Origin of the sequence: Thermophagus xiamenensis (genome assembly GCF_900112795.1) — a bacterium.
Lineage (GTDB): Bacteria > Bacteroidota > Bacteroidia > Bacteroidales > Marinilabiliaceae > Thermophagus > Thermophagus xiamenensis.
This window is the reverse complement of record NZ_FONA01000002.1, coordinates 127,156-140,252: the sequence shown is the minus strand read 5'-3', so window position 1 is coordinate 140,252 and position 13,097 is coordinate 127,156. Positions and strand designations below refer to the sequence as shown.

General features: G+C 40.0%; 7 protein-coding genes. All 7 read left to right on the top strand.

Going from position 1 to position 13,097, the window contains the following annotated elements; all coding sequences use genetic code 11:
- The first annotated feature begins 28 nt into the window (after window positions 1-28).
- The gene (locus BM130_RS01590) at window positions 29-1,207 is read left to right on the top strand and encodes an AAA family ATPase (protein ID WP_010527916.1); all 1,179 of its coding nucleotides are present in this window, start codon (window positions 29-31) and stop codon (window positions 1,205-1,207) included.
- Between the two features lie 227 nt (window positions 1,208-1,434).
- Entirely contained in the window at window positions 1,435-4,971 is a 3,537-nt protein-coding gene (gene nifJ / locus BM130_RS01585) for a pyruvate:ferredoxin (flavodoxin) oxidoreductase (RefSeq protein WP_010527917.1), read from the top strand.
- Window positions 4,972-6,406: 1,435 nt separating this feature from the next.
- On the top strand, window positions 6,407-7,417 hold the full coding sequence (locus tag BM130_RS01580; protein WP_010527918.1) for a dihydroorotate dehydrogenase-like protein: 1,011 nt from the start codon (window positions 6,407-6,409) through the stop codon (window positions 7,415-7,417).
- A gap of 362 nt (window positions 7,418-7,779) precedes the next feature.
- A complete protein-coding gene (ppdK, locus tag BM130_RS01575; protein ID WP_010527919.1) occupies window positions 7,780-10,491 on the top strand; it encodes a pyruvate, phosphate dikinase in 2,712 nt (903 codons plus the stop codon).
- 119 nt (window positions 10,492-10,610) lie between these two features.
- The gene (gene ruvX / locus BM130_RS01570) at window positions 10,611-11,024 is read left to right on the top strand and encodes a Holliday junction resolvase RuvX (RefSeq protein ID WP_010527920.1); all 414 of its coding nucleotides are present in this window, start codon (window positions 10,611-10,613) and stop codon (window positions 11,022-11,024) included.
- Between the two features lie 101 nt (window positions 11,025-11,125).
- Window positions 11,126-11,683: a peptide deformylase gene (gene def, locus BM130_RS01565; RefSeq protein ID WP_010527921.1), complete on the top strand. Its 558-nt coding sequence runs from the start codon at window positions 11,126-11,128 to the stop codon at window positions 11,681-11,683.
- Between the two features lie 649 nt (window positions 11,684-12,332).
- Window positions 12,333-13,097, top strand: coding sequence for a polysaccharide biosynthesis/export family protein (locus BM130_RS01560; protein WP_010527922.1), 765 nt, complete (start codon window positions 12,333-12,335; stop codon window positions 13,095-13,097).

The window sequence follows — 13,097 nt, the reverse complement described above, 5'->3', positions numbered from 1 at the left end:
AATTTGCCTACAAAATTTAAAGACATTGATGCAATCATTCATAAAAACACACCGTCATCTGCTTGAGCATCTTGATGTGACGGTTCATAGGCAGCTAATGGAATATATTGATTGGGAGCATCGTCTCATTGGCATTCAGGGTGCCCGGGGCGTAGGCAAGACCACCTTATTACTCGACTATGCCAAAACGTTTTATGGTAATGATAAATCTTGTCTGTATGTCAATTTAAATAATCTCTATTTTGCAGAGACCCGTGTAGTGGATTTTGCCGATGAGTTTAGAAAAACCGGTGGTAAAATATTGATTCTGGATCAAATATATAAATATCCCAGTTGGGCTGAAGAGTTGAGATATTGTTATGACCATTTTGATGATTTGAAAATAGTTTTCAGCGGTTCGCCCTTAATGCGTTTGGATGAAGGAAATCCTTACCTGGATGGGTGTGCGCAAGTCTATCATCTGGAAGGCTTTACTTTTAGAGAATATTTGAATTTAAAAACGGGTCAAAATTTTAAACCGGTAAGTTTGTCTGAGTTGCTGCGGCATCATGAAGAGATTGCTGCCGAAGTGGTTGATAAAGTAAAACCTCTAGCCTATTTTACCGATTATCTGCATCATGGTTATTACCCTTTTTTCCTGGAAAAGCGAAATTTTCTTGAGAATCTTTTGAAGACTATTAATCTGGTACTCGAAATAGATATCAGTTATCTTCAGCAAATTGAACTTAAGTACCTTCCCAAATTACGTAAGTTACTTTATATTGTAGGCAAATCAGCACCTTTCCAACCCAATATCAGTAGGTTAAGTAATGATGTTGAAACCAGTCGCGCTACAGTAATGAATTATTTAAACTATTTACGTCAAGGGCGATTGATCAACCTTTTATATGAAGATAAGGCTGATCCTTTAAAAAAGCCATCATGCGTTTTTATGCAAAATCCCAATTTGCTGTTCTCTGTCGCTACCGGTGAAGTAGAAACTGATGTCTTGCATAAAACTTTCTTTTATAACCAGGTAGGTTACATGGAACGCGTAACTTATAGTGCCGAAGCCGACTTTTTGGTGAATGATGAGATGCCGTTTTATATTGGTGGACGAAATATTGAGAAGCGAACAAAAGATTCCAATGGGTTTTTTGCCCGCGATATGGTAGAGATTGGAAAAGGAAATCAGATTCCGTTGTGGTTGTTTGGTTTTTTGTTTTAATTGATTTAACTTGAGTAGGTTTGTCCAGGTGGTATTATTGTAATTGGAAGAATATAGCTGAAAAAAGTCAGTTAAAAATATTTTAACTTTTTTCATATTGGTCCGGAAAACTAACATGATTGTCATTTTAATTTTTTGATACTAAAGTTATCATGTTTCTATAGGTTGTTGATATCGAGGTATATTAAGATAACAGAATTAAACAATCAATTAAGGAGAACAGACAAATGGTTAAAAACAAGAAGTTTATTACCTGTGACGGGAATTATGCTGCTTCTCACGTGGCCTACATGTTTAGTGAGGTAGCGGCTATTTATCCCATCACCCCGTCCTCTACCATGGCCGAAAATATTGACGAATGGGCGGCCAACGGGCGCAAAAATATTTTTGGCGAAACTGTAAAAGTAGAGGAGATGCAATCAGAAGGTGGGGCTGCCGGTGCCGTTCATGGAGCTCTGCAGGCGGGAGCCCTGACAACTACTTTTACCGCCTCTCAGGGATTGCTTTTGATGATCCCCAATATGTATAAAATTGCCGGGGAGTTGTTGCCGGCTGTTTTTCATGTTAGTGCACGTAGTTTAGCAGCCCAGGCGCTTTCTATTTTTGGTGACCACAGCGATGTGATGGCTACACGTCAAACCGGTTTTGCCATGTTGGCTACCGGAAGTGTACAGGAAGTAATGGATTTGGCAGGTGTAGCCCATCTTGCTGCTATTAAAAGCCGGGTACCTTTCCTTCACTTCTTTGACGGATTCCGTACCTCTCACGAAATTCAAAAAATTGAAGCTATTGACCAGGATGCGTTAGCCGCCTTGATTGATCAGGATGCTTTGCGACGCTTTAGGGATAATGCCCTGAACCCTGAGCATCCCGTAACGCGTGGTACCGCACAAAATCCTGATATTTACTTCCAGGCACGGGAAGCTGCCAATCCTTTTTATGATGCAGTTCCCGATATTGTTGCCGACTACATGGATAAAATATCTGAGATAACCGGTCGTCAATATCGTCCGTTTGTCTATTATGGTGCCGAGGATGCCGAAAATATTATTGTGGCAATGGGATCGGTTACCGATACCATCAGAGAAACTGTTGATTACCTTAACGCCAAAGGTGAAAAAGTAGGTTTAATTGCCGTTCATCTTTATCGTCCTTTCTCTGCAAAACATTTCTTCGAAGCATTTCCCAAAAGCGTTAAGCGGGTTGCAGTACTCGATCGTACCAAAGAGCCGGGAGCTAATGGTAATCCTCTTTACCTGGATGTTCGTGATCTTTTCTATGGCAAAGAAAATGCCCCGATAGTGGTTGGAGGTCGTTATGGTTTGTCATCCAAAGACACTACTCCGGCACAGATCATTGCCGTATATGAAAATCTTAAGCTCAATGAACCTAAAAATGACTTTACTGTAGGTATTGTCGATGATGTAACCTTTAAATCTCTCCCGGTAAAAGAAGAGATCGATTTGGCACCCAAAGGAACTTTTGCCGGTAAATTTTATGGTTTAGGGTCCGATGGAACTGTTGGGGCTAATAAAAACTCTATTAAAATTATTGGTGAAAATACAGACAAATATGCTCAGGCATATTTTGCATATGACTCCAAAAAATCGGGCGGAATTACTATCTCTCACCTGAGGTTTGGAGATTCTCCCATTCGGTCACCCTACCTGGTTAATACACCTGATTTTGTGGCTTGCCATGTGCCTTCTTATCTTGGCAAATACGATATGCTTAAGGGACTTAAAAAAGGTGGTACCTTCCTCTTGAACAGCATATGGGATGAAGAAGAGACCAAAAACCGGATCCCGGCCGATATGAAGCGGTATATGGCCCAAAACAATATTAATTTTTACATCATCAATGCCACTAAAATAGCTAAGGAAATAGGACTGGGTAACCGAACCAATACCATAATGCAGTCGGCTTTCTTTAAGATTGCCGAGGTTATTCCTTACGAGCAGGCTGTGGAAGAGATGAAGAAGTTCATTGTCAAATCTTTCGGTAAGAAAGGTGAAGACATTGTTAACATGAACTTCAAGGCAGTGGAGATGGGTGGTAAAAATGTTGTCAAGGTTGAAGTACCCGCCGAATGGGCTAATGCAGAACCCGAAGCTGCTCCGGAAGAAAAACCGGTACCCGAATTTATTAGTAAGATTGTATTCCCGATTAATGCTCAAAAAGGTGATGATCTCCCTGTAAGTGCATTTAGAGGCCGTGAAGACGGAACCTTCCCCGCCGGGACTACCGCTTATGAAAAACGTGGAATCGCTGTTGAAGTTCCCGAATGGCAGGTTGATAACTGTATTCAATGTAATCAGTGTGCATATGTTTGTCCGCATGCTGCTATTCGGCCCTTCCTTCTCAATGAAGAAGAGCTGGCCAATGCACCGGAAGGTACGGTTGCCAAAAAAGCCAACGGAAAAGCCTTTAATGGTCTGCAATTCCGTATTCAGGTGAGTGTGCTTGATTGTACCGGCTGTGGTAACTGTGTGGATATTTGTCCGTCCAAAGAGAAATCATTGGTCATGAAACCTCTAGATTCCCAGATGGATCAAGTCGAGCGTTGGGAATATATGACGGAAAAAGTATCCATTAAGGATAACATAATGCCTAAGACAACCAATCTGAAAGCTTCTCAGTTTGCGCAACCGTTGTTTGAATTTTCCGGTGCTTGTGCCGGTTGTGGAGAAACCCCTTACATAAAGCTTATTACCCAATTGTTCGGTGACCGGATGATGATTGCCAATGCCACCGGATGTTCTTCCATTTATGGTGGTTCTGCTCCGGCAACACCTTATTGTACCAATAAGGATGGCCAGGGACCTGCCTGGGCTAATTCATTATTTGAAGACAATGCCGAATATGGATTGGGGATGGCCGTTGGTGTTGAAAAATTGCGTGACCGAATTGAACGCCTCATGAAGGATAGTATGTCAGAAGTTTCAGACGAGACAAAAGCAGCTTTCCAGGCATGGCTCGATGCCAAAAATGATGGTGAAAAATCTCGTGAGGTTTCCAATGCTGTGCTGAAAGCCCTGGAAAATGAAAAACATCCAGTTGCCAAGGAAATTTTGGCATTGAAAGATTACTTGGTGAAAAAATCTGTCTGGATATTTGGTGGTGATGGATGGGCTTACGACATTGGTTACGGAGGCCTTGACCATGTGATTGCTTCAGGTCAAGATGTCAATGTGCTTGTACTTGATACTGAAGTTTATTCCAACACCGGTGGTCAGGCGTCTAAATCAACGCCTATAGGTGCGGTAGCTAAGTTTGCTGCAGCCGGTAAGCGTATCCGCAAAAAAGATCTGGGATTAATGGCTACTACCTATGGTTACGTTTATGTGGCACAAGTATCGATGGGTGCTAATATGAACCAGTATTTCAAGGCCATTAAAGAAGCTGAAGCCTATCCCGGTCCTTCGCTTATCATTGCTTATGCTCCCTGTATTAACCATGGGTTAAGAGCAGGTATGGGAGCTTCTCAAAGCGAAGGTAAGAAAGCAGTAGAATGCGGCTACTGGCATTTGTATCGTTATAATCCTATGATGGAAGCTGAAGGAAAGAATCCTTTCCAATTGGATTCCAAAGAGCCCGATTGGTCTAAATTTGAGGATTTCTTAAAGGGTGAAGTGCGTTACACCGCATTGATGAAAACATTCCCCGAAGAAGCTAAGGAACTTTTCCAAAAGGCTAAGGAGAATGCTCAGTGGAGATACAATACCTACAAGCGATTGGCCGCTATGTCGTACGTGACTGAATAATGTATATCCCTTTTTAAAAGGAAGGCTGTCTCCTAAGGCAGCCTTTTTTTTGTGTGCTATGCATGGTGATTTACTTGGTGGTTTCAATACGGGGTGAGAGTTGAATATTAAGGAAACGCCCTATACGAGAACAATACGTACGGTAGTGTGAGAGGACGAAACGGGAAATAATCCCGTTTCTCCTTTTCGATTATACCTTCAATGAAGATACTTTCTTTTGTTAGAACTTTATAAAGGTATAATTTGCAACATCGGTCAATAATAAGTAGTAGTTCACTATTCCTTTAATGTCCGATTTTATGTGATTATAATAATCAGGAGTATATCCTTCTAAGGATATGCTTTGTGTGATTATAATAAGAAGGAGTATATCCTTCTAAGGATATGGTTTATGTGATTATAATGAGAAGGAGTAAATCCTTCTAAGGATATGGTTTATGTGATTGTAATGAGAAGGAGTATATCCTTCTGAGGATATATTTTAAGTGATTGTAAAAAGAAGAAGTAAATCCTTCTTAGGATATGCTTTGTGTGACTATAATCTACCGGTTCATATGTTTATCATCACGCATACCTTTCGGCTCTCTAACGGGGATGTTCCGCCTGTTTTCAATGTTGGAATGCCTAAATCAAAAAAAAAAATCTTGAATTGCAGGTAGTTACATGGTCTCCTGAAAAAGTACGGAAAACAGGAAAATAGCTCGTTTCATTCGTATAAAATTTACTTAATTTATTGATATATTGCTTCTTATAAGTAGTCGTTAGTGGTTAGTCGTTAGTCATTAGTTATTTAATACTAACCACTTGTTAACTAATGACTAATCACTTCTTCTGCCTTCTGCCTGTGCACTTCTGCCTTTGTCTTTTATACATGTTCTTTTGTGGAAAAAGCCGCCATGCTCGTTTCATCCGTATAAAATTTACTTAAATCATTGGTCGGATGGAACTCGCATGACAAAGGATTTATACATATTCTTTTGAGACAAACCTATGTTGTCATGCTCGTTTCTGTGACTGAAATGATTCTGACTCGATCCATGCAACTTATTTTTGCTCATGTGTGATAGGAAGTCCAACTGAGATGGGGATTCTTTGGTTTAAATTTTTCGACAAATAAAATGTTTTTATACAACAAAAAGCCTTCATAAATGTTAATTTATTAAATTTGGATGATTTTTAGAAGGTCAAAAATAATTGATGATTCAGGATTTATAGCGTTGTGTAATTTAGTGATATGATTAATGGCCTGGTTTTTGGCAAAGAGATAATCATATGTTTGTTTTTGCATTAAACCTCCTGTTGGGAAAAACGATTAAAGGCCTGTTTTAGGATTGATATGATTAAACCAATAAGTGCCTAGTGTTGTTGTGCTTTTTAAAGCATTTGAAGAGCACCATTTTCAACTAAAAAATATAAACCAAAAAATTGACCCAAAATGGATTTATCGACACATTACATGGGAATTCCTCTTAAGAATCCGTTAATGGTAGGTGCCAGTAACCTGGTTACCAACCTGGAAACTGTTAAAAAAATTGAATCAGCAGGTGCTTCGGCCATAGTTTTTAAAACACTCTTTGAGGAACAGATCAACCTGGAAGCTGCCGAACTGGAAGATGAATTGCACGAATACGATGAGCGGCATGCCGAGATGGTTAATCTTTTTCCAAATGTTCAACATGCCGGACCGAGGGCCCACCTTCTTGCCTTAAAAGAGCTTAAAGAAACGGTGTCGATCCCCGTAATTGCCAGTTTAAACTGTATTTTTGATTCAACCTGGGTAGAATATGCTGAAGCATTGGCAAAAACAGGCGTAGATGGTCTGGAACTTAACTTTTACAACACCATAACTGACGCAAATAAAACACCTCTGGAAATAGAATCTACGCGGATTAATATCCTTAAAAAAATTAAGAGAGTTGTCGATATCCCTGTTGCCATAAAATTAAGTCCTTTCTACACCAACGTACTGGAATTTATCAATCGGCTTAGTGAAGACGGTGCGGATGCTTTTGTATTGTTTAACCGACTTTTTCAACCTGATATCAATATTTGGAAAGAATCGTTTGAAATGCCTTATAATCTGAGTCATAAGGGTGATAATAGATTATCTATCAGGTATGCCGGATTGTTGCACGGACATTTGCAGGCAAATATTGCTGCTAATACGGGAATTCTCGATGGTGATGATTTGATTGCCGTGCTGCTTGCCGGCGCTGATGCTGCTCAGGTTGTTAGTACCATTTATCGAAACGGAGTAGACCAAATCTCAAAAATGTTGGATGAATTGACTGAGTGGATGAAAGAAAAAGGCTATAAATCCATTGATGATTTTAAAGGCAAAATGTCTCACTCGCGTATCAATGAACCCTACGCATATAAACGAGGGCAATATGTGGACTTTTTAATGAAATCGAACGAGTATGCAAAAAAATATCCCTTGCCATAAACGGCAAAAATTCAGAAATTACCGGATTGTACATTGTACAATCCGGTTTTTTGAGTGACTTGATTTAATTTTTATTCAAAAGTGTTTTATAGAGGAAATCAATTTGCCATGATTTCTTTTCACAATAGGAATATAAAGAACAGAGGCAGAAGTGTACAGGCAGAAGGCAGAAGAAGTTTTTAGTGATTAGTCAACAGTCATTAGTGATTAGCGTTGATTAACTAACCACTAATTACTAACTACTAACCACTAACGACTACTTATAAGAAGCAATATGTCAACGAAGTAAGTAAAATTTATACTAATGAACTAACACCATACATTCATTTAAACTTTAATTAAATATTACAAATTAATTAATTATGGGAAAAAAGCGCGTTTATACATTTGGAAATGGGTCGGCCGAGGGCCGGGCAGATATGAGGGAACTCCTTGGTGGGAAAGGGGCCAACCTTGCTGAAATGAATTTAATAGGAGTACCGGTGCCGCCGGGTTTTACCATTTCGACCGAAGTGTGCACAGAATATAATGAGTTAGGATACGAAAAGACCGTTGAATTATTGAAGGATGAGGTAGAAAGTGCTATTGCGCATATTGAAAAACTAACAGGAACCAAATTTGGGGATAAAAACAACCCTCTGTTGGTTTCGGTTCGTTCGGGGGCTCGTGCCTCAATGCCCGGGATGATGGATACTATCCTGAATTTGGGTTTGAATGATGAGGTAGTGGACGGATTGGCCCAAAAAACGGGTAATGAACGTTTTGCATGGGATTCTTATCGTCGCTTTATCCAAATGTACGGCGATGTTGTTTTAGGCATGAAGCCTGAATCTAAGGAAGATGCCGACCCCTTTGAGGAAATAATGGATAAGGTTAAAGAGGAAAAAGGAATTGAGTTGGATACCGAATTTTCGGTGGATGACTTGAAGGGTTTGGTTGTTAAATTTAAAGATGCCGTAAAAAAACGTACCGGTAAAGATTTCCCAACTTCTTCCTATGACCAATTGTGGGGAGCTATTGCCGCCGTTTTTGACAGCTGGAGTAATGCCCGTGCCGTTTATTATCGCCGACTTAATGGTATTCCGGATGAGTGGGGTACAGCTGTAAATGTTCAGGCCATGGTGTTTGGTAACATGGGCAATAACTCTGCAACAGGAGTAGCCTTTACCAGGGATGCTGCTACCGGAGAAAATATCTTTAACGGTGAATATCTGATTAATGCACAGGGTGAGGATGTTGTAGCCGGAATTCGCACGCCTCAGCAAATTACGCTTGAAGGAAGTCGACGCTGGGCCAGGCTTCAGGGTATTTCCGAAGAGGAGCGCGCTGCCAAATATCCTTCTCTGGAAGAAACAATGCCGGAGATTTATAAGGAACTCTTTGAAGTTCAGGAAAAGCTTGAAAAACACTATAAAGATATGCAGGACCTTGAGTTTACCATTCAGGAAGGTAAACTCTGGTTGCTGCAAACGCGTAACGGTAAGCGTACCGGGGCTGCCATGGTTAAAATAGCCATGGATATGTATCGCGATAAGTTGATTGATGAAAAGACGGCTTTATTAAGACTTGAACCCTCTAAACTGGATGAATTACTCCACCCGGTCTTTGATTCACTGGCTGTTCGTTCGGCTAAAGTGTTAGCAACCGGTCTGCCTGCCTCACCCGGAGCGGCTACCGGACAAATTGTTTTCTTTGCCGATGAAGCCGATAAATATGAGCAAACTATTTTGGTACGGACCGAAACATCGCCTGAAGACCTCGAAGGTATGCATGTGGCGCGGGGTATTCTCACCGCTCGCGGGGGAATGACTTCTCATGCTGCAGTGGTTGCCCGGGGAATGGGTAAATGTTGTGTCTCCGGTGCGGGAAATATTAAGCTGGATTATCATGCTCGTACCATGACCATTGGCAACCGCGTTTATAAAGAAGGCGATTGGATTTCCTTGAACGGCTCTACCGGTGAAGTTTATGAAGGCAAGGTAGAAACCCGTAAACCCGACTTGAGTGGCGATTTTGGTCTGGTGATGGAACTTTCCGATAAGTTTGCTCGAATGAGTGTTCGTACCAACGCAGATACCCCCAAAGATGCAAGAATTGCACGTGACTTTGGTGCAAAAGGTATTGGATTATGCCGGACCGAGCATATGTTCTTTGAAGGAGAGCGCATTAAGGCAATGCGTGAAATGATTCTGGCTTCCACCACGGAAGGACGAAAAAAAGCTTTGGCCAAATTGCTGCCTTATCAGAGAGAAGATTTTGAGGGAATTCTGGAAGCAATGGCCGGTTATGGTGTTACCATCCGTTTATTGGATCCCCCTTTGCACGAGTTTGTTCCTCATCAACAAGCTACCCAAAAAGCACTGGCCGAAGAAATGGGGGTTACCATCGAACAAATCCGCAATACGGTTGCCGACTTAGAAGAATTTAATCCCATGTTAGGGCATCGTGGTTGCCGGTTGGGAATTACCTATCCCGAAATTACCGAAATGCAAACCCGTGCTATTATTGAAGCTGCCCTTAACCTTAAAAAGAAAGGTGTCGATGCCCGCCCGGAAATCATGGTTCCTTTAGTAGGTACCTTTAAAGAATTTAAAATGCAAGCCGAGGTTATCCATGATACTGCAAAGAAAGTCTTTGAAGAACGTGGCGATAAAATTGACTATCTGGTAGGAACCATGATTGAGATTCCACGTGCCGCCTTGGTCGCTGACCAAATTGCCAAAGAAGCTGATTTCTTCTCTTTTGGAACCAATGACCTTACGCAGATGACCTTTGGTTACTCTCGTGACGATGCCGGTAAATTCCTGCCTGTTTATCTGGATAAAGGCGTTCTGAAAGTTGATCCGTTCCAGGTTCTGGACCAGGAAGGTGTCGGGCAATTGATTGAACTGGGAACTAAACGAGGCAGAAGTGTTAAAAAGGAACTTAAGGTGGGTATTTGTGGCGAACATGGTGGTGAACCTTCTTCCGTTGAGTTCTGCCATCGTACCGGCTTGGATTATGTGAGTTGCTCGCCCTACAGAGTACCTATTGCTCGGTTATCTGCAGCGCAGGCAGCGGTCCGTGAATTATAATCTTTGCGTCCTAATCTGATTATTTGATAAATGGTCAGTTTAGTTTGCAAGTTAATTAAATAAAGCGGGACTGAAAGGTCCCGTTTTTTTGTTAATTTTGCAGCTTAAATTTTATTGCTGTGGGAAGAATTCTTGCTTTTGATTATGGGAAAAAGAAAACGGGAATAGCAGTGACCGACCCTTTAAAAATTATTGCAAACGGGCTGGATACCATCCCCTCGGCTAAAATATATGAATTTTTAAAGGATTACCTTGCCAGGGAAGATGTTGAAGCTTTTGTGGTAGGGTATGCTACTCGTGATTCGGGAGAAGATTCCGAATCAATGAAATATATAAGACCGTTTGTAAGGTCGTTAAAGAACAAATATCCTCACATCCCTGTTTATATGGTGGATGAACGGTATACCAGTAAAATGGCTTTTCAAACAATGATTGATGCCGGGTTATCTAAAAAGAAAAGAAGAGATAAGTGGTTAATTGATAAAATTAGTGCCACAATAATTTTACAAACGTTTTTAGAGGAAAACCAATAGTTTGTGCGAGTAGAAAGGAATTTGTTTAAGATATTCCATAAATTAAATTAATATAATTTCTAATTCTTATATCTAATTTTCTAATATCTAACAATCTTAAAATGATATATCCTATAGTAGTTTACGGACATCGGGTATTAAAAAAGGAAGCAGTTGATTTTTTACCCGAAGAGAAAGATGAGCTTAAACAATTGATCGATGATATGTTTGAAACCATGTATAATGCCGATGGGATTGGTTTAGCTGGCCCCCAAATTGGTTTGTCCAAACGAATTTTTGTTATTGATGCTACACCATTGGCCGAAGACTTTCCTGAACTTACCAATTTTAAAAAGGTATTTATTAATGCCCGAATCATTGAACGGGATGGTGAACCCGTTTCCGATCAAGAAGGTTGTTTAAGTATTCCGGGAATAAGTGAAGATGTTGAAAGGCCTACAAAAATAAAAATAAGGTATGTTGATGTTGATTTCAACGAATATGAAGAAGTTTATGAAGGGTGGGCTGCCAGAGTTATCCAGCATGAATATGATCATATTCAGGGAATTTTGTTCGTAGATCACCTGCCCCCTTTAAAGAAGCGGTTGCTTAAAAGAAAACTCACCGCTATCAGTAAAGGAAAAATTAATGTGAATTACAGGATAAAATTACCCAAATAATGCTATTGTTTTCTTTGATAATAGCAATTATTACTTCGGGCTGTCTTATTGTTTTATTCCGAGACCATTGATTATAATAGAATAAAAGAGTGTAACTTTATTTCAGATTATTTATTGCGTGGCACCAACCTAACCTACTGTTGGCTATATAACATCGTCTTATGAATTAGCGGTAAATTTTTCCTGCCATTTTTTGTACTATGGTTTCATGCATATTCCATGTGTTATTTATTTTTTAGCCTTCTTGCGACTGTTGTCTTTAATTTGATTCGTTGTAGGAGTAATATGCGTATTGATTAACTCTTTAATGCTGTTCTTGTGGTTAAATCTTCTTGCCATCCCCGTTTCAATTTAATCTTCATATGATACGGTATAAATGCCCGATAAATTAAATGCCGGTTTTTTTGTCCATAAATGGTAAACCTTCACCCGTTAAGAATATTGTTTTGTCAAATGACAAAATTCTTATGATACAAAAGAATCGGATTTTAAAGGGTAGATATAACTCATTGCTTGTTAGAGCCTAATAAAATAGGTTGACCCGATTGGGGTTTATGTTTAGGCGTAGTGTACCTGTGAATGCAATAAAAAACAAATTGACATTGTGCTAAAACCTATCCTATTTTTGTTAAAAACAAAGATAGAAGGTATGCGAAAAATATTAATACTCAGTTTAATTATTGCCCTTTCTTCAGGATGTATGACACGCCGACAGATGGCTTACGTACAAGATAAAGGAAAGAAAAAAGATTTGGGGGTAGAGTTTCTCAATGAACAAAAGCGAGCACTTATCCAAACATTTGATGAGTTGTATATTAACGTTAGCAGCTTTAGTGAAGATAATCCCGAATTATTGGCGCCCGGCGATATCAGGACTGGAGGAAGAAGTAGTACGGATTATTCTTTAATATCATACCAGGTAGATGAGGACGGGTACATAGATTTACCTCTTTTGGGGAAAGTCCATGTGGCCGGTAAAACGGTGGACCAGGTCGCCAAGGAAATACAAGAGGAGTTAAAGAGCTATTTTTATGCACCTTCGGTAAAAGTATCGTTTGTGAATAAAAATGTTACCGTAATTGGAATGGTTGAACGCCCCGGACGCTATTTTTACTCAGGTGAAAATATTAATATTTTTCAAGCTCTTGGCTTAGCCGGAGATATCGGAGAATACGGTGACCGAAAGCGCGTTGTTATCATCAGGGAAAGTAACGGACGTATAAGAAAAAACAGAGTTGACCTGACGGATAAAAGCTTGTTTATCTCTGATTTCTTTTATCTTAAGTCAGGTGATGTCGTTTATGTAGAACCGCTCAATCGTCGAATTTGGGGAATCAATAGTGTGCCGTTTTCTTTAATTCTTTCTGCTGCTACCACTTCGTTGTTAATCATTGATTATGTACAGGGGGACTGA

Bases quoted from the DNA above. Each gene is read 5' to 3' on its own strand.
- ppdK (WP_010527919.1), top strand. From the start codon at position 7,780: ATGGGAAAAAAGCGCGTTTATACATTTGGAAATGGGTCGGCCGAGGGC.
- BM130_RS01590 (WP_010527916.1), top strand. From the start codon at position 29: ATGCAATCATTCATAAAAACACACCGTCATCTGCTTGAGCATCTTGAT.
- def (WP_010527921.1), top strand. From the start codon at position 11,126: ATGATATATCCTATAGTAGTTTACGGACATCGGGTATTAAAAAAGGAA.
- BM130_RS01560 (WP_010527922.1), top strand. From the start codon at position 12,333: ATGCGAAAAATATTAATACTCAGTTTAATTATTGCCCTTTCTTCAGGA.
- BM130_RS01580 (WP_010527918.1), top strand. From the start codon at position 6,407: ATGGATTTATCGACACATTACATGGGAATTCCTCTTAAGAATCCGTTA.
- nifJ (WP_010527917.1), top strand. From the start codon at position 1,435: ATGGTTAAAAACAAGAAGTTTATTACCTGTGACGGGAATTATGCTGCT.